This window comes from Streptomyces sp. CC228A (assembly GCF_021390935.1).
In the GTDB taxonomy this organism is placed as follows: Bacteria; Actinomycetota; Actinomycetes; order Streptomycetales; family Streptomycetaceae; genus Streptomyces.
Genome location: NZ_JAJPUI010000006.1, coordinates 285,030 through 307,730 on the forward strand (window position 1 = coordinate 285,030; position 22,701 = coordinate 307,730).

Below are 22,701 nucleotides of genomic sequence, written 5' to 3' on the forward strand. Positions count from 1 at the left end.
AAGTTCACGGCAGGTTATGCGCGCGGCCCGCGCGCTGCGGAGCATGCCGCGATGGGCGGCGCGGTGCGTGCCACGGGGCTGTGCGGTGCGTGCTGCGGCGCGGTGCGGTGCGCGCTGCTGTGCTGTGCGTGCTGCGGCGCGGCGCGGTGCGTGCTGCGGTGCCGTGCGGTGCCGTGCCGTGCCGTGCCGTGCCACGGTGCGGTGCGCGCTGCGGTGCGTGACTCGTCTGTGCCGCTGTCGTCCGTGCCGCCGTCTGTGCTGCGGGGCGATGCTGTCGGGAGCCGTGCCCTCGTGCTGTGCCGTCAGGGCGAGCCTCGCGGTCACTGCGGGCGGAAGTCAAGGCGTACGGGCTGACGCCCTGGTGGCGGCCGACGCTGCGTGGCGACACGGCCCCTCGGGTGGCGGCCGAGGCGACGCGGCGTCTGCCCAGGCCCTCTACCGCTTGACTGCACCGCTGGGCACGTACCGCTCGACACGTACCGCTCTCAGCCTCTTGCCGGGGCAAGCTCCGGATCGTCGCGCAGTTTGCCGAGGGCGCGGGAGACGGCGCTCTTCACGGTGCCGACGGAGACGCCCAGCACCGCGGCGGTCTGGGCCTCACTGAGGTCCTCGTAGTACCGCAGGACGACCATGGCACGCTGCCGGTCCGGGAGCCGCATGATCGCGCGCCACATCGCGTCGCGCAGGGCCTGCCGGTCGGCCGGGTCGGGCTGCCCCGGGTGGCCGACCGGCTCGGGGAGCTCCTCGCAGGCGAACTCGTCGACCTTGCGCTTGCGCCACTGCGACGTACGCGTGTTGACCAGGGCGCGGCGCACGTAGCCGTCCACGGCCCGGTGGTCCTCGATGCGCTCCCAGGCGACGAACGTCTTGGTGAGGGCGGTCTGCAGCAGGTCCTCCGCGTCGCACGGGTTCGCGGTGAGCGACCGGGCGGTGCGCAGCAGGTGGGGCCCCCGGGCTCGTACGTACGAGGAGAACGAGGGGTGTCCGGTGGCACTGGCGGTGACGGGTGCGGAGGCACCGACGCAGACGGGCCCAGAAGTCGCGGTCATGGCATCAACGCTAGGAGCGGGCCCGGCCCGCCGGATCGCCCCCAGGTCCCGAACCGGCGTCCCTCTCAGGTCGGAGGGGCGCGGCGCCCTCCACCTCCTGAAGGTGGAGGGCCGGACGGGCGGGGTCAGGGGCGGGTCCTCCAGGTGGCGGGGGCGGGGCGCTCCCCGGGACGGCCGACGGCCCGCAGGGCGCACCCTGACGGCAGGTCGCGCAGCCCCGCGCCGCCCGCCCGGCCGCCGGGGCCCGCCGGGGGCTGTCCAGGTGCAGCGCAGACACCGTCAGCCCCGCCGACCCCGCAGGCACAATCAGCCCCACAGACACCGCAGACACCGTCGGCCCCGCAGACACCGCAGACACCGTCAGCTCCACGGACACCGCAGACCCCGCAGACACCACGGGCCCCGCAGGCCCCGACGCCGAGGTCTTCCCGTCGTGCGGCGCGTTCGACCAGGACGAACGTCACGCTGACGAGGAGGGCCCAGGCCCCGAACTTCGACAGCGCCACAGGCTGCCAGTCGCCCAGCTGGTGCGGGTAACTCCAGGCGCCGACATAGGTGGCGGCGTTCTCGGCGATCCAGAGGAAGAAGCCCATCAGCCCGAAGGAGAGGGCGAGCGGCATCCGGTAGTGCCGACCACCCACCGTGAACCACACCCATGTCCCCGCGGTGGCGGCCAGCAGCCCCGCGGCGAGCAGCCAGCGCCCGTCGGGCAGCCAGTGGTGGGTGAAGAAGTTGACGTATATGGCGGCGGCCAGCAGGGCGGTGGCCCCGGCGCGGTACCGGGACAGCCGCAGCCCGAACAACCGCCAGGCCCGGCAGACGTAGCTGCCGACCGCCGCGTACAGGAACCCGCCGTACAGCGGCACGCCGGCGATCTTCAGGACGGCTTCCTCCGGGTAGCTCCAGGAACCCAGCCACACCTTCACCAGTTCGAAGAGCAGCCCGATCACGTGGCACACCGCGATGACGCCGGTGTCGCGGGCGCTGTCCCAACCCACCCGCCGGGCGAGCACGGTCAGCAGGACGCCGTAGGCGAAGACGAGGTCGTAGCGCGCCACGGGAAGCCCCTCGGGCAGGAGCCGGGACGCCGCGATGCCGGCGACCAGGGCCAGGGCGAAGGCGCAGCAGCGCAGTTGCAGGACGCCGAACCGCACGAACTGCCGCCCCGCCTCCGCAAGCACCCGGGCCGTCGGTCTCCGCTTACCCGTGCCGCACCACCGGCCGCTGCCGTCCCCGTGCATGACGCCCCCCGTCCACGCCCCCGCGGGTCGCCCGCCCCCGCCCTGACGACCGGGAGGACGCGCGGAAGGCGACGCCGGTTTGCGCTTTCCACCGATGGTGCGGTTTAGCCACCACAGCAGCCACCTTCCGCGTCCGAACACTTACGTTCCGTGAGGACCCGCACTCGGAGGTGCTCGCTCATGCGTCGTATCACCCAGAGGATCAGCGCCCTGGCAGCCACCGCGCTCATGGCGTTCACGCCGCCGCCCCCGGCACAGGGCAGGGCACAGGCGGCTGCCGCGTACTTCGAGTTCACCGACATGTCCCGGCAGCGGTTCGTCATCAAGCTGACCGACCCCGCGCGCATCGGAGAGGCCCGGGCGCTGCTGACGAGCGGCGAGGACAAGCACGTCATGGGCAGGATCGTGAAACGCCGCGCTCCGTACAACGCCCGCTGGAGCTACCACCTGGCCCCGGACACCATCAACTTCTTCCACTACGCCGTCGAGGTCTGCGACGCCACCATCCCGTACGCGGAGGAGCACGTGGACGAGGTCGGGGGCGCCTTCCTCCCGGGCGGCCACTGGTGCCCCTGGACATCCCGCCTGGTCCGCGAGGTGGCCCCGCCGGAGGGACTCCGCGCATGAGCCTTGCCGACGGGCACGCGGACAGGGACGGCCCCACCGGCCCCGCCGGCCGCCCCACCGGCCCCGCCGGCCCAATCGGACCTCGGGCCCGAGGGGCCGCCGCCGCGGGGGCCGAGCGGGGCGAGCCGCCGGCTCAGGACTCGTCGTGGACGACCCGGTAGGTGCACACCTGGACGCCTGCGCCGCTGGTGACGGCCGACACCAGCCGGAGCGTGCGGAGCCCGCCGTCGTCGGGGAAGATCGTCTTGCCTCCGCCGAGCAGTACGGGCATGACCATCAGCCGCAGCTCGTCGACCAGCCCCTCGCCCAGCAGGGTGCGCGCGAGGACGGAGCTGCCCATGACGAGCAGGTCCCCGCCGGGCGCTTCGCGCAGCGCACGGACCCGGGCGACGACGTCCGGGCCGGGGATGCGCGTGGTGTTGTTCCAGGTCAGCTCGCCATCGCGGAGGGTGTCGGTCACGACGTACTTGGGGAGGGCGTTCATCCGGTCGGCGAAGGGGTCGCCGGCCCGCTCGGGCCACGCCGCGGCCATGGTCTGCCAGGTCCTGCGGCCGAAGAGCAGCGCCTCGGCCTTCCCGAGGGCCTCGTCGAAGGCGCCGCCCACGACCTCGGGATCGAAGAACGGATGCGTCCACCCTCCGTGGGAGAACCCGCCGTCGGTGTCTTCCCCAGGCCCCCCGGGCGCCTGCACGACACCGTCCAGACTGACGAACTCACTGATCACGACTCGCATTCCGACCCTCTCCTCACACGCGTCCCACAGTCGGTACGGAAAGAAGACCAGCCACCCGCCCCGAACTCATCGCCGCCCCACCCCCCTCTACTGTGACCCCAGTCACATCCCCCGGCCGCCGGAACGGCGCGGCTCACCGGCGCCGCCCTCGACCTGCTGCACCTCTTCCGCACCTGCCTGCCGACCTGAGGCGCCGCCGGACGTGACGTTTCGGACACGCGGAAGCCGGGGCGCCCGCCTCCGGGGCCTCCCACTGGCACAACGGCCCGGCCCGCGCCCTGCAGGACGCGGCGCTGCGCCGACTGCCGTCCCCCGCGCGACACCAGCACCGCACACTCGTGGAACCCGCCCTGGCCCTGCTCCGCACACCGTGACCCGTCCCGCGCGCCGCCCCGCCCCTCCGCACCACCGGAGCCGCGCCCGCCGTGAACCGCCGCCCAGTTCGGCCAGATCGCCACGGGAAGCCGAGGCGACGCCACGACGAGCCGCACAGCCCCCGCCTCGCATCTGCCTCGGCCACCTCGCAGCCGCCTCCGAGCAGGAGTGAGCATTCCACCGGTGACACCCTGACCGCGGAATGCGCTCGCCCCGCCTGGCGACCGGCAACTCTGCGGTGTGAAAAGCTGCTTGAGAGGAGCCGCAGCGGCAGTCGGACACCCTCGGGCAGGCTCCCGCTCTCCGCCCTGCGGGACATGATCGACCGGCACGAGACCCTCAGGCGGCTCCCTGGCCGGACTGCCGCACGTCCCCATGAACGAGCCGAACCGCTGACCTGACGGCACACCAGCTCCCAGAGGCATGGCTCCACGTCCCCGCGACCGGTTCACAGCGGAAGGGCCCGGCTGCTCGTGGAACTCCCGCAGCCGGCCGGCAAGCCCTGCTGTCCACCCATCAGAACGCACGGAGGGAGTCCCTGTGGACACCGCACCCATCACACCGATCCTTATCGACAAGGCCGACATAAGCGATAAAGAAGCCGTCACCGACCTCTTTCTCGGATACCTGGACTTCTACAAGTCCACAGCCCCAAGGGAAACGGCCGAGTCATTCATCACGGAACGGCTCTCCAAATCCGACTCGCTGATTTTCATCGCCCGGAACACAGAGGGGACCGGCCTGGGCTTCGCCCGGGCATATCCGACGTTCGCCTCTGTCTCGATGGGACGCGTGTGGATCCTCAATGATCTGTACGTCGCCCCGCACGCAAGGCGCCTCGGAGCCGGTCGAGCCCTTGTACGTGCCGTTACTGAAGCAGCCCGCAGCCAGGGAGTCGTCCGCGTGACGCTGGCCACCACGGAGGACAACACCTCCGCGCAGGCGCTCTACGAAACCGAAGGCTTCACGACAGGACACCCGGTGCGCCATTACGTCAAACGCACCCGTACGTGACCTTGCAGGACCGGGCCGAGCACCGACGGTACATCCACGGAAAACAGCGACGCAGGCCCGACCAGGGTTGTCGCGGACGGCGGCCGGCTGCCGCCGCCGACCGGCATTGGCCGCAGACCAGGACCACGCCCCTCGGACCCGTACCGCGTGTCCGCGAGGGCTCCCGTCCTCAGCGCGTGGCACCTGGTCAGTGGGCCGACGGGAGGGGAGCCCGCTTCAGTCCTTCAGGTTGAGGACGATGAGGCGCATGGTGTCCGCGTCGGCATACGTGGCGAACACGCCCGCGCCCTTGGCGACGGCGACCGGGGTGCTGGTGGTTTCCGGCAGTGCCTTGGCGGTGCCCGTCGTGGCGGAGACGGAGACTGGGGTTCGAGGATGGTCATTGCCGGCCAGGCCGTAGGCGGTGCCGTCGTCGTCGACGGACGCGAGGGCGATCTTCTTGGCGCCCTCGCCGCGGTCGGAGCACGTGCCCTTGCCGGTCTTCAGGTCGAAGACGTTGCCGCCCTTGACCAGGAAGCGTCCGTTGGGGGACAGAGCCGGCTGCGGCGCCACCACACTCCGCGGACTCGGAATGTCCGCTTCGTAGTCGGTCTCCTCGGTCCGGCAAGGCACGGTGGCCTGGATGGCTCCGGTCGTGAGGTCGTGGATGGCGGAGAGTCCGTCGGACTCCTTGCTCCAGTAGGCGATCACGTGGTTGCCGACGGCACCGATGATGCGGCCGTTCGGCCGTTCTTTCGTGCCGAAGCCCACGTTCTCGATCTTACGGACGGCCTCGACCCCAGGCGGAGCCACCTTCGTGCTCTGCCAGCCGCCATCTGCGCCGAAGCCACCGTCCTCGTTGCCCTTGCCGTTGGTCACCAGCCCCTTCGGCCCCGGGATCGCCATGTAATCGTCGGGATCGACCGTCTCCCCGTTGAGCACGACCTTCGCGTCACTGGTGTCAGTGACCTTGCCCTCGGGGGACATCAGGATGCGGTCATGGCCTTCCGTGGTGACGAGGAGCCCCCCGGCCCGGGGAAGACGAAGTACCGGTCGTACGCACTGTCCGACAGCTCGGCGTTTCCCGTGCCGAGCGGTGCCACGTTCTCCCCGGACGCATCGGCCGGGTAGAAGGCGGCGGCGACCACGTCCTGGTACTCGTGGAGCTCGTCCTTGCGGGCCTCCCCGCGCGCCCACACCGCGAAGTACTCACGTTGCTCGCCGGGGATCAGCGTGATCTGCGGGACCGCCAGCTCACGGGACTGCCCCTCACTCTGCTCCTCGGTGAGCTTGGGGGCCTTCCACGGCGCGCTCGTCGACAGCACCTTTCCGGTCGACGCATCGCGGACGTTCAGGACGAAGCCCTGCTCGGTCTTGTCGAGGTACGCGACGGCGCCGGTCTTCCCCGAGACCGCGTAGGGCAGGGGCTGGCCGGGGGGTAGCCAGTCGGCCTTGACCTCCCAGCCCTTCGTGCTGTCGAAGGCGTCGGGGGCCGAGATCCGGCTCTGCAGCGAGGCGCCATCCCCACCCTTGGCGCCACCCTTGTGAGGTCTGTCGTCGCCGGTGGTGCCACCGTCGGAACTGCAACCCGACAGGGCCCCCAGCAGCGCCCCCGCCAGCAGCGCGGAAGTCGCCGTCTTGCCGATCTTCATCCTCAGTCCTCAGTTCATAGGGGTATGAGGCGACATGCCGTCTCCCCCCGGTGGACGGTCTGTAAACGATCAAGCAAGGGTGGAGATTAGCAGCGGTCAGGGCGGTACGGGTCAAGCCAATCCGATGACGCAGTTCGGCAGAACAAGAAAACCACAACCGGAGTTGGACGCCGCAGGCGTTCACGATGCGGTCACCGCGCCCTGTCTCCGTAGGGCTCCTCGGGGGCATCTCCAGGGCTCGGCTCGGGCAGGCCGAGCGGCCCGACACCGGCTGCTGCGACCCGACGGCACTCGACCGCACGATCGCCGCGGCCGACGCCCCGGCGTCCCTGCCCCGACAAGGGGCCTGGAAGGCCCCGGGGCGGACTGACCTCCAAAATCCACCCCGCCGGCGAAGACGACCGCCACCCCTTGGCCCTGCTGATCACGCCGGCCCAGTGGGGCGATGCCCCGGCTCATCCCGGTCCTCAAACGCGCCCGTTCCCGGCCGGCAGGTGGGAATACACCCAACCGGCCCGATCACGTCGGCGGCGACACGACGTACTCCTCCCGCCGAGACCACCGCTACCTGAGCAGACGCCAGATCAAACGCACCATCCCCAAGCCAGGGACCGGCGGGCGCATCGAAGACGCCGAGGCAGCAAGGGCGGCAGGCCCACCGGCTTCGACAAGGAGAAGCACAAGCGCCGCAACGAAGCGGAGCAGCGCGGACGATGCGCGGCGGGTGCCTTGAACCCAGCAGAGAAGGTCGTACCTCAAGGGGTCGCAGGCGGCTCTCCGCTCGCTAATTGCTGGGGGACGCCTGGGGGACGACCACTGGTCGCAGATGGTCCACAGGCGAGACACGGTGAGACAGGCTCCATGCGAAAGGGGCGCCCCGGAACCGGGGGCGCCCCTCTGACCAGCACATACGCCGGCCCGCTGCGGTGGGTGTGGGATTTGAACCCACGGTGGCTCGCGCCACGACGGTTTTCAAGAGGGTGCTGGCATGGCGGCTCATTGTGGCTCTGACCTGCTGATTTACCCTCACACGCGGGCCTGCGGTGGCGGCATGGTCCACACAGGGTCCAGATCATGAAAGCCACGCCTGGAGCATCCCCAAGGCGACGTTGTCTAGGCGTTCTCGATCTCCCCCATGAGCAACCGCAGCGTGAGCGAGTGCTTCTCGGGCGGCAACGCGTCCAGTGCCGCGCGGGCGTGCGCCGCTCCGGCGCGTGGGTCGCCTGCTCGGGCCAGCATCAAGCCGCGGTGCATCTCCAGGTGGGTCGCGAACCTGGGCAGCGTCGCGGGCAGCTCGCGGGCCGCCTGCTCCTGGGCCTCGACGGCGCCCTTCTCGTCTCCGAGCCTGGCCAGGAGGAGGGACAGGAACACGTTCATGCGCCACCAGGGCACGGCGTAGTCGGACGTCTGCTCGTACGAGCCGGCCTTGTCGAACACGCGGCGGCCCTCCTCGGCCAGTGACAGCGCCGTGTCGTGGTCGCCCCGGATGGCTGCGGCGTGGGCCTTGCCCATGATGGCGTTCAGCAGGCCGAGCGTCGGCCTGTCGCTGATGGCCATGGCCTGGTCGGCCAGCACGTCGGCCACGCCCAGTGAGGCTCCCTCGTACCCGAGCGCGATGGCCGCGCGGCCCCGGACCCAGACGCGGGCCTGGTCGTCCCCGGACCGGTCGGCCGCCTCGGCTGCCATCCGGTACCAGTGCACCGCCTTCGCCCCGTCGCTCCCTGGGAAGGTCTTGGCGTAGAGGGTCATCAGCCGTGACGCCACCGACCAGAGCCGGGGCTCGTCCAACTGCTGTTGCACCGTGACCAGCTCTCCGGTCACGCGTCGCTGGATCTCTGCGGCCCCCATGGACATGTAGTCCGTCCCATAGGTGGCGAGCTTGGCTTCCCATGCGTCAGTGGAGGGGCCGCTTTGCAGGCGGGCGGAGAAGCCGAGCGTCAGCAGCTCGGAGGCGACGGCGGGGGCTATGGCAGCGCCCGCCACATCGGTGAGAAAGGTCCTGCGCTTCACTGCGTCCTCAAGTACGGCTAGGGGAACATCGAGCACGGCGGACAGCGCCCGGAGGTAGAACGGGCCGGGCGTGACCTTGGAACGCTCCCAGTTGCTGACGTACTCCCGCGAGATGTTCGATCCGCAGACCTTGTTCACCTCGTCCGCCAGCCGCCCCTGAGACCACCCTTGGGCCTTGCGCAACTCCCTGATCAGCTCGCCAATCAGCATGCGGTCCATCCTCCTCCGAAGATCGCACGGCGGCAGGCAACTACGCCCGATCCAAGGCGACTTCACACTACGAATCACACTAGTGCCGCTTCGTGACTGCCCCGAAGGTTGAGTCACGGCAAAGACGCTGATGACCAGGGGGCACTGGTATGACCACGCGTACTGTGGCCGCGTTCCGAGGGAAGCGCCCTACGAGCACTGGTGAGCCGGGGGCGGACAAGCGCGTCCTCATGACGATCCGGGTGTCCCGGGACTCCGGGAAGACGTGGATGCAGTCGACGGCCGTCCACGAAGGTGACGTTCAGATCGACCCCGACCCGCTCAGCTTCCCGGCGTGTCGATGCCCGCGCTGCGTCCACGGGCCCACTGGAGTGGGGAGGTCGTCGTGAAGCGGGAGTGGATCGTTCCTCCTGCTCCCCGGCGGGACGCGTCCCGGCGCCTTCCCGTCGTCGCGGACAGGCTGCGCCGGCCGCCGGTCCGGTCCATCGCGATGGACGTGCTGCCGACGGAGTTACAGATCGGGGATTACGTCCCCTTCAGCGACGGCGCGGGACGGCCCGTTCTGGACCTGCGCGCCGTCGGTCCCGGCCAGCGGCACCGTCGTGTCGCGTTCGCTGATCTGCCGCCGGTCACGGTCAGGGAACGGCTGCGGGTCTACCGCGACTGGGAACGGGCCACGGCTCCCTGGGGTCGGGTTTGAGGTCGGTCCTCCGTCTCGCCTGTCGGTTCGCTGGGCCTCTCTACCTGGCCATGGTCGTCGGCTCGGTCGTGTTGTACCTCGCCGGCCTCTACGCCCTCTCGTAGCGCCCGGTGTCCGCCTCAAGCTTCCCGCCGGAACCCCGGCGGGACCCATCGAGAACCAGGAAGGAGGACGAGATGAACGAGAACGCTCCCGCCGAACAGAGCAGCGGTCTGCTGCTCGGTGTCCGCCGCATCACCGCTGCCCGCTCGCGTGCCGAGGAAGCCTCGGACAACACCGGCGGCAAGTCGGACATGAACGACACCTGATCGACCGAGGAGACCCACGGTGATTGATTCCGCATCGTGGGCGCAGCGTCTGGGCGGGGACACGTTCCTCGCCCAGACGTGCTTCCGTGCCCACAAAGTGATCCGCTCCAACGGCGCCGCCTTACCGTCGCCGCTGACCTGGGACGACCTGAACGAGATCGTGGCCGCGCACCGGCTGGAACCGCCCCGAATGCGGCTCTCCCGCGCCGGGGAGACCGTCCCCGCCACGGCGTACTCCATCCTCCGCACCAACCGTCGCGGGGTGTCCTGGTACCAGCCGCAGCCTGCCGAGTTCCACGCCCGGCTGGCCGAGGGCGCGTCCCTGGTCATCGACGCGATCGACCAGATCCACCCGCCCGTCCGGCAAGCCGCCGCTGGCCTCGAACGGTTCTTCCGCACCCCCGTGCAGGTCAACGCGTACGCCTCGTGGACCGCCGAGGAGGGGTTCGGCACCCACTGGGACGACCATGACGTGGTGGTCCTCCAGCTCGAAGGCTCCAAGCGGTGGAAGATCTTCGGACCCACCCGCCAGGCCCCGGCCTGGCGCGACGTCGAAGCCCCTGAGGTCCCGACGGGTGAGCCGATCGCGGACACCGTCCTGACGCCCGGCGACCTGCTCTATCTGCCGCGCGGCTGGTGGCACGCCGTGAGCGCCGACCAGGGCAGCGCCTCACTGCACCTCACCTTCGGACTCGCCACGCAGACCGGCGCCGAGTTCCTCGGCTGGCTGTGCGACGGCTTACGGGCCAGCACGACTGTCCGCGCCGACGTTCCCCGCTTCGGCACCCACCAGCAGCGGGCGGACTACCTGGCCGCCATACGGAAGGAGGTGCTGGCGGCCCTGGAGGACCCGGTGGTTCTCGACCGCTGGGAAAGGTCACTGGACACCACACACCCCGGGCGTCCGCGCCTGTCCCTGCCGCACGTCGTCGCCGTTCCGCCCGAGCCCGGCATCACCGTCCAGCTCACCGCTCCTCGCGCCCGCATCGATCAGGACGCGGAGACTGTGACGTTCTCCGGGTCGGGGAACGAATGGACCTTCGCCCGTCCCGTCGCCCCGGTGCTCCGACTCCTGGCCGACGGGGAGGCAATCACGCTCGACGCCCTGACCGCCGAATCGGGACTGACCATCGAGCAGACGGCTGAGGTGGTCACCATCCTGGTCCTGGGTCAAGCCGTCGCCGTCGTCGGGAGCGCCGAGTGACCGCCTCCCTGGGACTGGGGACGTACCGGGTGCGCGCCGTTGAACAGGCGGCGCGCACCGCGTGCGCCGACGGAACGGTGTGGATCGACACCGCGCCCAACTACTCGGACGCTCACCGGCTGCTCGGCCCCGTGATCGCCAGCCACCCGCGAGCCATGGTGGCGACGAAGACGGGCTTCTTCACCAGGTCCGAGGGTGAGGATGCGGTACGGGACGGGCTGCTCACTTCCGGACAGGCGGCGGGCGGTCACAGCCTCCACCCGGCCTTCACCCGCTGGCAGACGAACCGCTCTCTTGCCGTACTGGGCCGGGCGGACTTGGTGTTCGTCCACAACCCGGAGCGCGCCCACCTGGACGGCGCAGATCTGCGCGAGCGGATGCGTGATGTGTTCGCCGTCCTGGAGGAGTTCGCCACGGCAGGCAGAATCGGCGGGTACGGTGTGGCCACTTGGTCGGGGTTCCAGCACGGTGCCTTCACCGTCCCCGAACTTCTGGGCCTGGCGAAGGAAGCCGCCGGATCGGGTGAACATCACCTCCGGGCCATCCAGCAACCTGTCAGCCTCGTCATGGCCCGGCCGATCGCTCTCGCCCTCGACGGTCGGGGCCCCCTGGTACAGGCCCGTGCGGCTGGCCTGATCAGCTTCGGCTCCGCGCCCTTGCACGGTGGGGAGCTACCCGCCCTCGTGACGCCCGAACTAGCCGAGTTCATCCGCCCCGGGGCTTCGCCGGCCACCGCCTGCCTGCTCGCTGCGGCCTCCTGCCCGAGCCTGGACGTGGTACTGCTATCCGCCAGCACCGCACAGCACTGGAACGCCGCCAAGGAGGCCATCGCCTCCCCGCTCGACCCGGGCCAGCTCAGGAAGGTCACCGATGTACTCGCCCAAGGATGAGACCACCAGGGCACGCATGGAGGGCGCCCTGGCTCACGCCGCCGCCAGGCTGTCCACCACGACGACCGGAGCACCGGCGTGGGGATGGCTGGGCCGCACCATCGGCAGTCGCACCGAGGGCGGCCACTGGCTCCGCGTCCACTGCGGCGAAGCGGCCAAGACACCCGCACACCGGAACGAGGGCATCGCGCTCGCTGAGGAACGGGTGTCGGACAAGGTGTCCCGCCCGCATCTCCACGACCTGTTCCGCTGGGAGGGCGGGGAGTACGTCTTCGAGGCGGAGCTGATCGACTACATCGCCCAGCCCGTCATCTCCCCGGAGACCCCCGATCTGACCAAGGACCCCGGCCTGCCGGACTCCTGGTGGGCGACGCTGCGGGAGAGCCTGGACGCGCTCAGCACCGCCGCGCCGCCCCGCGAGACCATCCGCCAGTCCTGGGCGGACCGCGTCTTCCCCGAGTTCCTCGGCATCCCCGCGCCGGCCATCAGCGAACGCGTCACGGGCCACGCCGACCTCCAGTGGGCCAACCTGACCCACGACCCCCTCGTCATCCTGGACTGGGAGCGCTGGGGAGCCGTCCCCTTCGGCTACGACCCGGCCATGCTCTACGTCAACAGCCTCCGCGTCCCCGCCGTCGCTGACCGCATCCGCGCCGAGTTCGCCCACGTCCTCGACACCCCTGCCGGACAGATCGGTGAGCAGATCGCCCTTGCCGAGATGCTCCAGGCCGTCGGCCGCGGCTGGTACGCGGAGCTGGCCCCGCTGCTACGCCGACGCGCGGAGGAGCTGACCGGCGTACGCCCGCCGGTCGCCGCCCGGACCGAGATCACCACCTGACCGACTTCGGCCCGCTCGGACTCCGGTACGCCTTCGCCGTACCGGGGTCCTCGTGCGTCAGCGGCTTGCTCGGGCGTCCGTAGCTCCCACGGCTCGTTCTCTACCTGCACCACAGAAAGTCAGCCACGACGATGCCCGCAGCCGACCGGTCAGGCGCGCGTGTGCTTCCAGCAACCCCGTGCCGGGCTCAGCCACGCTTCTTCGCTTACTGGCCCCGACGGTCCCGCCGGTCGCCCATGGCGGCTGGCCACCCCGTCGGGGCACCGCAAGCCCGCCAGGGCTGAGGAGCAGCCGACCCCTGCGCGCCGTGGACGCTGGCCCCGCAGCCAGGGCCCCCTGACGCATGGCGGTCCCGGGCCTAGGCACCGACCCCGATCGGCTCGACGGGCCTGCCAGATGCGGGCGCCTGAACGTGGGGCTGCGCCGGGGCCCTCTGCCTAGCGCACCTGGCGGGGTGGCTGCGGGCGGTAGGGGTTGCTCCCTGGGTCCCGTCGTCCTGCCTGGCTCGGTTCTGCGCGCTGAGCGGCGGGCGCCGCCGGAGCGGTGGCGGAGACAAGGAGCGGCGGCGGCGCGGGCCGCCAGCGCGCGGCGGCCCGCCGTGGCGGGCCGCCCTTGATCCAGTAAAGAAACTCTTAACAGCCCCGCTGACTGTGCGGTCTTGGCGGCTCCTGAAGAAACATTCCGGCACAGTCTTCCACTTTTCCGGCTTCCGATAATCCGCTTTGCCCTGTTGGCGGCGTTTCCGGTGTTCGTCCCGCTGGCTGCTGGTCCGTATCCACAGGCTGGGGATCTCAAGCTGTCCTTGGTAAGCGGGCCTGGCGCTTACCACGGGGCATCGTGGCCGTTTCGTGTCCTGCGGGAAGTCGTCTTGGTAAGGCCGGTGGTAAGTGGCCGGTGCTGCACTGAACTCGCGAGTGACGCCCGTCACCCCCTGTCACACGGAAGGGGGGTGGAGGCACCCGTAGCAGATGACGGGCCGGAAACCGTCCGGCGGAGGTGTCCGCTTCTGGTGGTGGCATGGCGCCGTTGTGAACGGGCTGGAGAGGAGTGCATGTGACCGGGTCGCTGAAAAAGTCACCCCGGGGGTGTCACAAGACGGGGTTGGGCCCTCCCCTTCCTTGGGTGCGTGGGGGAAGTGCGCCTGGATGCGCCACCAATCGATGGAGGAGGGATGTGTGATCCAAGCCATAAGAAGGGGCTCGTCTCCCGAGTCACACATCGGGGCTCGGTCGCACCTCTATAGGCGATGCACAGATAGGCGCTGGGCCGCGTGGGCGGCGGCGAAACATAGCCAACGATCGCCGGTTAGCCAAACCGGCGATTCTCCGGACCATTTGTGCCCGGGACGAGCGAGAGGAGCGTGGTGTGGTCGTACGGGAGATCCCGTCAGGCGGGACGGGTGTGCAGGTCGTTTCCCGTCTGATGGCACGTGTCGGCGACGGCGCGGGAATGAGGCGGCAGGGCTCGCTAGACCTGGAGGACCGGCCGCTGATGACCGGTGAGCTTGCCCGGCTGAGCATCCGGCTTGCCCGCTGGGATGGGCAAGCCCTCGGGGGCGATTCGGTAAGCCGTGGGCAAGCCTTCGGGCAAGCCCCGGTGGGTTCGATGAGGTGCGTTGGCAAGGAACGGCACGAGATGAACGGGGCAGGGATGGAAGCGCACGAGGTGGCGGAGATCGGGGCTCGCCTGGTGGAGATGGAAGACAAGCTCGACCGCCTGGAGGAGCTTGCGCGGCGCCTGGTTGAACGCCTGGCTGCTACTTCTTCTTCGGCTTCTCGGTGACCCCGGCGAGTTGCTGAAAGACGGCCAGAAGGCTGTCAATCCGAGCGTTGACGGCGTCCAGGCGCTCGGACAGCTCGATGTATTCCGGCGTGGGCATGCGCCCGGCTACTTCCTCGCTCGCGGCTTGGCCGGCGGTGGGTGGGGTGTCGGTGACGAAGTTGCCCACGCCGGGCTTCGAGTAGATCCACCCTTCATCCCGCAGGACGCGCAGGGCTGAGCGCGCAGTCATGTTCGCGATCTTGTATTCGGCTTCGAGGTCACGGGACGACGGGACGCGCTCACCCGGCTTGATGCGGCCGGACCGGATCTGCTGGCGGATCTTGTCCGCGACCAGCCGGTACGGCGGCATGTGGGAATCCTTCGGCAGGCTCATGCGACGAGGGTAGCGGGCCTAGCACACCCGCCGCATCGGGCCGCCCAAACCCGCCACCCACCCAGCGCTCCACTAGCGCACCTTTCCTCAGGGTGCGCTAGGTGCTTGACGGGGGAGGCGGGCCTAGTGCACTGTTGTCATCACGCCGCGACAAGCGGCCTCGACTGAAAGGAAGTCCCCTATGGCTTCGCGTATCCGCGTTGGCTTCACCAGCACGACCCGCCACATGGTCGGCATGCTGCAGACCCCGAAGTTCACCGACATGGAGAAGACCCAGATCGCGACCGACCGGGAGACCGGTGAGCCGCTGTACACCATCACGCTGTTCGTGATGGAGGACGAGCGGGCGGAGACGATCAAGGTCACCGTCCCGAAGAGCGGCCTGCCCAACGGTCTCAACCTCGGTTCGTTCGTGCGGCCGCTGAACCTGTTCGCCACGCCGTGGGCGCGGGTCTTCAACGGTCAGCTTCAGGACGGTGTGGCCTACCGGGCCTCGGGCCTGGAGCTGCTGGCCGTGTCCGCGCCGACGGTTGTGGACGAGCCGTCCGAGATCGCCGCGTGACGGACGCCGTCGGGTTCCGGTTCGGCGCTGAGCGGATCTACCCGATCGCTCACGCCGGACCGGACCCCCGGTTCTCCGAATCCCTGATCAGCTCCGTGGCCGCCGTCCTCGTCGGCTACGGCTACCCGCCCTTTGAGTCCCTGGAGGACTGGGCGGGCCTCGAATCGGCCCTTGCGGCCTTCCTCTACAAGCACAAGGAGACGACGTGACGGTTCAGGAGGTGATGGGCTACGCCCCGATCGTGGTCGGGGCGGGCCTCGCCCTCATCACCCTGTGGGCGGTGGTCTGGGTGGTTCGCTACGCGCTGGCGGACACGATGACGCGGGCGAGTATCCGTCAGGCGATACGGGTGCGCTGGACGTGGAAGCGTCTGGCGCCCATGGCGGGGCTGTCGGTCACCGACAAGACGCCGCCCGCGCTAGCCTCGCTGGCGAACACCGATGGGAAGCCGCCCAAGCCGCGGGTCCTCATCCCCGCGCTGAAGGTGACGCCGGACCGGTACGGGGTGGTCGTGCGAGCCAACTGCCTGCCGAAGGTGGGCCTGGAGGAGTTCCAAAAGGCCGCCCCGTACCTGGCCGATGCGTGGCGTTGTACGCGGGTGTCTGTGGTGCAGGACAAGCCCGGTGAAGTGGTGATCCGTGGTGTGCGGGTCGATCCGCTCCTGACTCCGACCGCGCACGTCCCCACGGGGGAAGTGCCGGAAGCGCTGGTGCGGTGGGAACTCGGGGTGGACGAGTACGCGCAGCCCGTGGCCGTGAACCTGGCTGAGGTTCCCGGTGTCACCATCGCCGGCCTGCCCGGCTTCGGTAAGACCTCGACCATCAACCGCTTCATCTGCGACTGTGCACCCTCGCCCGCAGTGCAGATCGCGGTGGCGGACGGCAAGGTGTCCGCCGCACACGAGGGCGACTATGCCGACCTGATCGGCCGGTTGTTCGCCTTCGTCGGTGACGACCTGGACGACGCCAACGCCCTGTTCAAGCGCCTGGTCAAGCTCCGCCGTGACCGGTCGTCCGCCATCAAGTACGTGCTGGGACGCAAGGACATGTGGCACGGCGGCCCCTCCAGCTCCTGGCCGTGGGTGGTGCTGATCATCGATGAGGCGCACACCTACTTCCGTGACCACAAGGGCTCGGACAAGGAGTCCAAGCGCCTGTCCGCCCTCGCTGCCGAGAACGCACGCCTGGTGGAAGAGCTGGTCAAGAAGGGCCGCAGTGTCGGCATCCTGGTCATCCTGGCCACGCAGAAGTCGACGGGCGACGCCATCCCCACGTTCATCCGCGACGTGTGCCCAGTCGGCATGAGCTTTGCGCAGAAGACCGCCGACGCGGCCGTGGCCGCCCTCGGGGACGACATCCGCGAATGGCCCGACGCCAACCCCACCACGTTGCAGGACCCCGCGTACGTCGGCGTCGCCGTGATGAACAGCCCCGGCAAAGCGGGCTTCACCCGCCTGCGTACCCCGTACGTCAAGGAAGAGGACGCCGCCCGCATCGCCACCGCGACCGCGCACCTGACCGCCGACCCCGCCGCCCTGCTCGCCGCACAGCTCCCAGCCGGTATCGACCTGACCAAGGACGAGGACCCGGACGACGACGGCATGCCGCTCGCGGCCTGACCCCCGCCCCTTCCTCCCACCCGCGACTCGTTCGAGAGGAGGTGAACCCCCTATGTCTGAGGACCGGATCACTCAGCGCACCGTGACCGTGGTCATGGTCGTCATCGCCGCTCTGGCCTTCGTGTTCTCCTTCGGCAACGTCTGGGCCCTCGCCCTGCGGCTCGGCGTCCCCGAGCCCATCGCACCCCTGATCGCCCCGATGGTGGACCTGTCCGTGGTCGGCCTCCTGGTCGCCCTGCGGTACCTGTCCCTGCGCGGCGTCCCGCCGGAGCAGATGAAGGCGGCAACGCGGCTGATGCACTTCTCCGGCCTGCTGACCCTGGCCCTCAACATTGCCGAACCCATCGTCGCCGGCCATTACGGCCGCGCCGCCGTGGACGCCGTGGCGCCACTGCTGCTCCTCGGCTGGGGCGCCGTCGGCCCACAGCTCCTCCGGGCCTTCCGCGCCGTCACCCCGGCCACAGTCGCTCCGGCTCCTGCGGACGCCCCGGCGGAACCGGCGCCGGAAACCGCGCCGCAGCCCGAAGCCGAACCCGTGGCTGCTGCCCCGGTCTCCGTCGACCCGGCCCCGGTCGCGGCACCAGTAGAACCGGCTCCTGCCCCGGCACCTGTGCCCCTTCCGGCACCACCCGCACCCGCAGCCGCACCTGCGCCTGCGCCTGCGGTCAAGGTGCCTGAGCCGCTGCTGAACGAGGCCCGTTCCATCGCGGACGCCCACCACGCCCAGCACGGCGAACCCATCACCGCCGCACAGCTCAAACTGCGGCTCGGCGTCGGCCTCCCCATGGCCAACGCCCTCCACACGGCCCTGACGGCCTGACTCCTCCGCCGCATCTCCGGCACACACCCCCACCCAAGCCCCAACAGGGCTCGGTCCGCCATGCCCCGAGCAGCACCCACCCCTACGTCGGTGCTGCTCGGGGCCCGACCCACCAGCAGAAAGGAGACCCCGCCCCATGAAGCGCCCCCTCGACCTGCGCCACGTCAAGAGCCTGGCCCTGCGGGACCTCATCGAGCTGGCCAACCTCCAAGACTTCGACCGCGTGGTGGAGCAAGTCCGCAACGTGCGCGGCTGCACCCGCCCAGTCAACCTCGTCGGCCACACCGCCACCCTCGACGCCGCCACCCGCACCGTGGTCCGCTCCTACTCGACCGCCGACGAACCCACCGGCCGCCTCCTCACCGCATGCGGCAACCGCCGCGTCTCCCGCTGCCCGGCCTGCTCCCGCGTCTACGCCGCCGACACCTACCACCTGATCAAGGCCGGACTCTCCGGCGGCAAGACCGTCGACCAGTCCGTACGTGCCCACCCGCGCGTCTTCGTCACTCTCACCGCGCCGTCCTTCGGCCCCGTCCACAACCGCCCCACCACCTCTTCCGGCAAGGTTCTGGACTGCCGCTGCGGGCAGCGCCACGCCGAGGGCGACCCTGCCTTGGGCACGCCGCTCACCCCCGCCACGTACGACTACACCGGCGCCGTGCTGTGGAACGCCCACGCCGGAGCCCTGTGGGCACGCTTCACCATCTACCTCCGCCGCGAACTTGCGGCCCAACTCGGCATCACACAGAAGGCGTTGAAGGCTGCCCTGCGGATCTCCTTCGCCAAGGTCGCTGAGTACCAGAAGCGCGGCCTGGTCCACTTCCACGCCGTGATCCGCCTCGACGGCCCCGACGGACACACCACACCGCCCCCGCCCTGGGCCACCCTCGACGCCCTCGACCGCGCCGCACTCCAGGCCGCCCGCCGCGCCCGCGTCACCGTCGAATCCGATGCCGTCGGGGAACGCGTCATCGCCTGGGGCGACCGCATCGACGTGCGGGAGATCAAGGGCCTGGGCGATGGCGAACTCACCGACCAGAAGGTGGCCGCCTACGTCGCCAAGTACGCCACCAAGAGCGCCGAGGGCTCCGGCACCGTCGACCGCACTCTTGTCTGCCGTCCCTGCGGCGGACGCGGCTACACATGCGGCCCCGACGGCTTCCGCGACCTGTGCGCCGACTGCGACGGCACCGGCCAGGCCGAACCCCTCCGCGACCTCCAGGTGCAGCAGCACGTCCGGCAGATGATCCGCACCGCCTGGGCCCTCGGCCACCTGCCCGAGTTCGCCCACCTCAAGCTCTGGAAGTGGGCCCACATGCTCGGCTTCCGCGGCCACTTCTCCACCAAGTCCCGCGCCTACTCCACCACCCTCACCGCCCTGCGCGACGTACGCCGAGCCTGGCGAACCGCACAAGCCGAAGCCGCCCGCACCCACGCCGGCCACCCCGCCCCCGACGAGAACACCACCCTCGTCACCGAATCCGCCTGGGCCTACCTCTCCTCCGGCTACCGCCCCGGCGAAGAACTCCTCGCCGCCCAAGTACGCCACGACCGCACCCATCACGAACGCCTCAAGAAGGAAGGGGACCTCCACCCGTGAACTCCATGACCGCATCAGCGAACCAGAAGCTCACACTGGTGGAAGCGCTCGCGGAGATCAGGATGTCCCGCGCCGCCTTCTACCGACTGCGCGCCCGTGGCAACGGCCCGAAGTGTCTGAAGCTTCCGAACGGCCAGATACGGATACGCCGCGCGGACCTCGACGCCTGGTTCGAAGCGTGCGAGGTGTCCCCGTGCTGACGTACGACGTGCAGATCTGGGGCATCCGCAAGCGCGAGAACCGCGCCAAGCCCTACCAACTCCGCTGGCGGGTCGGCCCCCAGCCCTTCTCCAAGAGCTTCAAACTCAAGGCACAGGCCGATGGACGCCGCGCGGAGTTGCTGACAGCTCTGCGTCAGCGCGAGCAGTTCGACACGGAAACCGGCATTCCCGCGTCGGAGCTGGAAGCGCTTCGGGCCGCCCAGGAGGTCAAGCCGACCTGGTACGACCACGTACGGGACTACGCCCAGATGAAGTGGCCGGACGCCTCCGCCAAGCACCGCGCGAGCATCGCGGACGCCCTGGCCACCGTGACACAACGGCTCGTCAAAGACGACCGCGGGGCCCCTGCGCCCAGGGTGCTGCGGAGGGCGCTCTACTCGTGGGCGTTCCAGTTCGCCGTTGATGGCGATGGTGTACTTCGGCCCCGTGTCGAGGTGAAGGACGCCCCGGTGGAGATCAAGGCCGCGCTGGACTGGATCAGCCGAAAGTCCGTGGAGATCTCCGATCTCGAAACGCCGTCCGCCATCCGTACGGCCCTGAACGCGCTCAAGCTCCGTCTGGACGGCAAGGCCGCCGCCGAGAACACGGTGAAGCGCAAGTACACCGTCTTCACCAACTGCCTGCGCTACGCCGTCGAACGGGAGCTGCTGCCGACGCTGCCACTGGGCAACGTGGACTGGACGCCCCCGGAAACGGACGACGAGATCGACTTCCGGTTCGTCCCCGGCCCGAAGCTGGCGGGCAAGCTGATCACCGCCGTGGGCAACCAGGGCGAACGCGGGCGGCATCTGAAGACGTTCTTCGGCTGCCTCTACTACGCGGCGAACCGCCCGGGTGAAGCGTCCAACTTGCGGGACACTGATTTCGTCCTCCCCGAGGAAGGCTGGGGAGAGGTGCTTCTCTCCACCAGCACTCCTCGTGTCGGCTCCGGCTGGACCGACACCGGCGAGTCCTTCGACACGCGCGGCCTGAAGAAGCGCGCGAGGAAGGCGACTCGTTCGGTTCCCATCCCGCCGGTCCTGGTCCGCATGGTCCGCGAGCACATCAAGGAGTTCGGCACGGCGGACGACGGTCGCCTGTTCCGCGCCGTCCAGGGCGGCCACCTCCTCTCCAAGGAGTACGGAGAGGTCTGGAAGGCCGCCCGTCAGGCGGTCCTGACAGAAGCCGAGGAAGCATCGCCGCTGGCTGAGGTCCCGTACTGCCTGCGGGCCGCCGGGGTGTCCCTCTGGCTGGCCTCCGGCGTGGCCCCGGCAGAGGTCGCCCGCCGCGCGGGCCACAGCATCGCCGTCCTCTTCCGCTTCTATGCCAAGGCCATCCACGGCAACCAGAACCGCTCGAACCAACAGATCCAAGACGCCCTGGAGGCCGCCGAGGAGGAGTAAGAGAGAGCCGACCAACTACGAAGGCGCCACCCCAACCCGGGTCGGGGTGGCGCCTTTCTCGTTGCCAGGGAAACTGGCCCACGGGCGGGTCCACGGCACGCCCGTGACCTGCGGGTTCCTAGCCCCAAGCTGTGTGATCTTGGTCCACGCCTGGTCCACACACGCTGGTCGACGGCGTGACAGAGGCGGATCAAGGTGAGACAGGCCCCATGCGAAAGGGGCGCCCCCGAACCAAGGGCACCCCTTCTGACCAGCACGTATGCTGACCTGCTGCGGTGGGTGTGGGATTTGAACCCACGGTGGCTCGCGCCACGACGGTTTTCAAGACCGTTCCCTTAGGCCGCTCGGGCAACCCACCCGCGCCCCGCCTCACCTGGCGCGGAGCGGCTACAGCCTACCGGCTGGCGGCCGGTGCTGGGGTTTCCTTTCCGGGGCCCTCGGCGGCTTCCGGCGCTCCTGGGCGCGGAGGGCAAGGGGAGGGAGTGAAGCGGGGCGGGTCTCATGGGCGGCCGGGGGGTGGCGGGGCTTCGGGACGGGCGCCGCGGGCGTCGGCGTGTGCCCACGGACGGGTCGGGGTACGTGCGGTGCCCCGGCTCGGCGCTCAGGACCACCGACGGTCTCAATGCCCAGGGCGGCGAACGCCCCCCGTCATGCCCCCTGGCCCCGTGGTGTCCATCGCGGGTGGTCAGCAGGGGCGGTCACCCGGAGGGGTGATGGGGGCCTGCGCGACGGTGCCGCCGCACTGCCGCCCAAGGGCAGGCAGCGGCAGGTGTGTCGGGGCGGCCGGGTGTGGCAGCCGTGAAGCGGAGTGATCAGTCCTCGTACGCGCGGTCCTACGCTCTGGCTTCACGGATCAGACGCAAGGGAGGCTTCCATGACGGTTCCCGTGGCCGGTGTTCATGGCATGCGGCGGGCCGCCGCGCCGATCTCCGCCACCAGGCTGGCGCACGGGTCGCGCGAGCACACGGTGTCCTTCCTCGCCGCCGGCTCCTGCGCCGTACTCTCCGCCGTCGTCTACCTCGGCGCGATGACGTACACCCTCGCCCACTACCGCGACTGGGAAGGGCCCGCCGCGTTCTTCGTGTCCGTCGCCTTCGCACTGATCGCCCTGCTCGCGGTCGTCCCGCATCTGGTCGGCGAGGCCACCGCCAGCAGCGCCCGCTTCTTTCCGCGCGCCATGATGTGGGGCACCTGCCTGGTGCTCGCCGCGCTGCAGGTCACAGCGGCCGTGTTCGGGGACGGCGCGCGGTTCTCGCTGTCGGCCCTGATCGGGACCCTCACCGTCCTCGCCGTCGGCTGCTTCGGGGAGATGGCGGCGTTCTCCCTCACCGACGCGTAGCGCCCTGCCGTCTCCGGGCCGCGGCCGCGGCAACGGCCCTGCCGATGCGACCCGCAGGGCGGCGGTGAGGTCCGTACGGCTCCGGGCCCGCCCCCGTTCGCAGCGGGTTCCTCGTGCCGACGACGAGGCCCCGGCGTCCGTGTGGACACCGGGGCCTGGCCTCCCGTACGGGAG

Annotated in this window: 22 protein-coding genes, 1 tRNA gene and 2 pseudogenes; 17 read left to right on the forward strand and 8 right to left on the reverse strand. The window is 70.1% G+C overall.

The genetic code is table 11. The features are described 5' to 3' along the window. Window positions 1–485 precede the first annotated feature (485 nt). Both L6E17_RS19130 and L6E17_RS19135 read right to left on the reverse strand, forming a co-directional pair. A complete protein-coding gene (locus L6E17_RS19130; RefSeq protein WP_236241961.1) occupies window positions 486–1,049 on the reverse strand; it encodes a SigE family RNA polymerase sigma factor in 564 nt (187 codons plus the stop codon). Window positions 1,050–1,471: 422 nt separating this feature from the next. Next, window positions 1,472–2,290, reverse strand: a pseudogene (locus L6E17_RS19135) (DUF817 domain-containing protein); the annotation flags it as partial. A 180-nt stretch (window positions 2,291–2,470) separates the two neighbouring features. Between L6E17_RS19135 and L6E17_RS19140 the strand changes: the two are divergent. Continuing rightward, window positions 2,471–2,917, forward strand: coding sequence for a calmodulin-binding protein (locus L6E17_RS19140; RefSeq protein WP_236241962.1), 447 nt, complete (start codon window positions 2,471–2,473; stop codon window positions 2,915–2,917). Window positions 2,918–3,050: 133 nt separating this feature from the next. Here the strand turns inward: L6E17_RS19140 and L6E17_RS19145 are convergent, their stop codons facing one another. Further along, window positions 3,051–3,650: a dihydrofolate reductase family protein gene (locus L6E17_RS19145; protein WP_236241963.1), complete on the reverse strand. Its 600-nt coding sequence runs from the start codon at window positions 3,648–3,650 to the stop codon at window positions 3,051–3,053. 915 nt (window positions 3,651–4,565) lie between these two features. Here L6E17_RS19145 and L6E17_RS19150 point away from each other — a divergent pair. Further along, entirely contained in the window at window positions 4,566–5,039 is a 474-nt protein-coding gene (locus L6E17_RS19150; protein ID WP_236241964.1) for an N-acetyltransferase, read from the forward strand. Between the two features lie 216 nt (window positions 5,040–5,255). Here the strand turns inward: L6E17_RS19150 and L6E17_RS19155 are convergent, their stop codons facing one another. Both L6E17_RS19155 and L6E17_RS19160 read right to left on the reverse strand, forming a co-directional pair. After that, on the reverse strand, window positions 5,256–6,005 hold the full coding sequence (locus tag L6E17_RS19155) for a hypothetical protein (protein WP_236241965.1): 750 nt from the start codon (window positions 6,003–6,005) through the stop codon (window positions 5,256–5,258). Beyond that, window positions 6,005–6,670, reverse strand: coding sequence for a hypothetical protein (locus tag L6E17_RS19160; protein WP_236241966.1), 666 nt, complete (start codon window positions 6,668–6,670; stop codon window positions 6,005–6,007). Before L6E17_RS19160 ends, L6E17_RS19155 begins: the two co-directional genes overlap by 1 nt. 273 nt (window positions 6,671–6,943) lie before the next feature. On the opposite strand from L6E17_RS19160, the pseudogene L6E17_RS19165 reads away from it, so the two are divergent. Then, window positions 6,944–7,375 (forward strand): annotated as a pseudogene (locus tag L6E17_RS19165) (IS5/IS1182 family transposase); the annotation flags it as partial. A gap of 408 nt (window positions 7,376–7,783) precedes the next feature. On the opposite strand, the gene L6E17_RS19170 reads toward L6E17_RS19165, so the two are convergent. Further along, window positions 7,784–8,890 carry a helix-turn-helix domain-containing protein gene (locus tag L6E17_RS19170; RefSeq protein WP_236241967.1) on the reverse strand — a complete coding sequence of 369 codons (1,107 nt, stop codon included), beginning with the start codon at window positions 8,888–8,890 and terminating at the stop codon, window positions 7,784–7,786. A 334-nt stretch (window positions 8,891–9,224) separates the two neighbouring features. On the opposite strand from L6E17_RS19170, the gene L6E17_RS19175 reads away from it, so the two are divergent. The 6 genes from L6E17_RS19175 to L6E17_RS19195 all read left to right on the forward strand — a co-directional run bounded on the left by L6E17_RS19175 (window position 9,225) and on the right by L6E17_RS19195 (window position 14,612). Further along, window positions 9,225–9,590, forward strand: coding sequence for a hypothetical protein (locus L6E17_RS19175; RefSeq protein ID WP_236241968.1), 366 nt, complete (start codon window positions 9,225–9,227; stop codon window positions 9,588–9,590). A 176-nt stretch (window positions 9,591–9,766) separates the two neighbouring features. Continuing rightward, window positions 9,767–9,898 (forward strand): hypothetical protein, encoded by a 132-nt coding sequence (locus L6E17_RS30620; protein WP_268985353.1) that lies wholly within the window; start codon window positions 9,767–9,769, stop codon window positions 9,896–9,898. 19 nt (window positions 9,899–9,917) lie between these two features. Next, the gene (locus tag L6E17_RS19180) at window positions 9,918–11,102 is read left to right on the forward strand and encodes a JmjC domain-containing protein (RefSeq protein WP_236241969.1); all 1,185 of its coding nucleotides are present in this window, start codon (window positions 9,918–9,920) and stop codon (window positions 11,100–11,102) included. Next, window positions 11,099–11,992, forward strand: a complete 894-nt coding sequence (locus L6E17_RS19185; protein ID WP_236241970.1) for an aldo/keto reductase — start codon at window positions 11,099–11,101, stop codon at window positions 11,990–11,992. Before L6E17_RS19180 ends, L6E17_RS19185 begins: the two co-directional genes overlap by 4 nt. Continuing rightward, window positions 11,973–12,830: a hypothetical protein gene (locus L6E17_RS19190; protein ID WP_236241971.1), complete on the forward strand. Its 858-nt coding sequence runs from the start codon at window positions 11,973–11,975 to the stop codon at window positions 12,828–12,830. The genes L6E17_RS19185 and L6E17_RS19190 overlap by 20 nt, the downstream gene beginning before the upstream one ends. A gap of 1,365 nt (window positions 12,831–14,195) precedes the next feature. Next, window positions 14,196–14,612: a hypothetical protein gene (locus L6E17_RS19195; RefSeq protein ID WP_236241972.1), complete on the forward strand. Its 417-nt coding sequence runs from the start codon at window positions 14,196–14,198 to the stop codon at window positions 14,610–14,612. On the opposite strand, the gene L6E17_RS19200 is transcribed toward L6E17_RS19195, so the two are convergent. Continuing rightward, window positions 14,587–14,985 carry a GntR family transcriptional regulator gene (locus tag L6E17_RS19200; protein ID WP_236241973.1) on the reverse strand — a complete coding sequence of 133 codons (399 nt, stop codon included), beginning with the start codon at window positions 14,983–14,985 and terminating at the stop codon, window positions 14,587–14,589. The genes L6E17_RS19195 and L6E17_RS19200 overlap by 26 nt on opposite strands. A 181-nt stretch (window positions 14,986–15,166) precedes the next feature. On the opposite strand from L6E17_RS19200, the gene L6E17_RS19205 reads away from it, so the two are divergent. The 7 genes from L6E17_RS19205 to L6E17_RS19235 all read left to right on the forward strand — a co-directional run bounded on the left by L6E17_RS19205 (window position 15,167) and on the right by L6E17_RS19235 (window position 21,188). Next, window positions 15,167–15,547, forward strand: a complete 381-nt coding sequence (locus L6E17_RS19205) for a hypothetical protein (protein ID WP_236241974.1) — start codon at window positions 15,167–15,169, stop codon at window positions 15,545–15,547. Further along, the gene (locus L6E17_RS19210; RefSeq protein WP_236241975.1) at window positions 15,544–15,756 is read left to right on the forward strand and encodes a hypothetical protein; all 213 of its coding nucleotides are present in this window, start codon (window positions 15,544–15,546) and stop codon (window positions 15,754–15,756) included. The genes L6E17_RS19205 and L6E17_RS19210 overlap by 4 nt, the downstream gene beginning before the upstream one ends. Next, entirely contained in the window at window positions 15,753–17,165 is a 1,413-nt protein-coding gene (locus L6E17_RS19215) for an FtsK/SpoIIIE domain-containing protein (protein ID WP_308315905.1), read from the forward strand. The genes L6E17_RS19210 and L6E17_RS19215 overlap by 4 nt, the downstream gene beginning before the upstream one ends. Window positions 17,166–17,217: 52 nt before the next feature. Further along, window positions 17,218–17,985: a DUF2637 domain-containing protein gene (locus L6E17_RS19220; RefSeq protein ID WP_236241976.1), complete on the forward strand. Its 768-nt coding sequence runs from the start codon at window positions 17,218–17,220 to the stop codon at window positions 17,983–17,985. Between the two features lie 136 nt (window positions 17,986–18,121). Then, window positions 18,122–19,585, forward strand: coding sequence for a replication initiator (locus tag L6E17_RS19225; RefSeq protein ID WP_236241977.1), 1,464 nt, complete (start codon window positions 18,122–18,124; stop codon window positions 19,583–19,585). Between the two features lie 5 nt (window positions 19,586–19,590). Beyond that, on the forward strand, window positions 19,591–19,785 hold the full coding sequence (locus L6E17_RS19230; RefSeq protein ID WP_236242131.1) for an AlpA family transcriptional regulator: 195 nt from the start codon (window positions 19,591–19,593) through the stop codon (window positions 19,783–19,785). Beyond that, window positions 19,779–21,188: a site-specific integrase gene (locus L6E17_RS19235; protein ID WP_236241978.1), complete on the forward strand. Its 1,410-nt coding sequence runs from the start codon at window positions 19,779–19,781 to the stop codon at window positions 21,186–21,188. The genes L6E17_RS19230 and L6E17_RS19235 overlap by 7 nt, the downstream gene beginning before the upstream one ends. Before the next feature lie 273 nt (window positions 21,189–21,461). Here L6E17_RS19235 and L6E17_RS19240 read toward each other — a convergent pair. Further along, window positions 21,462–21,546: transfer RNA gene (locus L6E17_RS19240), tRNA-Ser, on the reverse strand. Window positions 21,547–22,062: 516 nt separating this feature from the next. Here L6E17_RS19240 and L6E17_RS19245 point away from each other — a divergent pair. Beyond that, the gene (locus L6E17_RS19245; RefSeq protein ID WP_236241979.1) at window positions 22,063–22,527 is read left to right on the forward strand and encodes a hypothetical protein; all 465 of its coding nucleotides are present in this window, start codon (window positions 22,063–22,065) and stop codon (window positions 22,525–22,527) included. Window positions 22,528–22,701 lie beyond the last annotated feature (174 nt).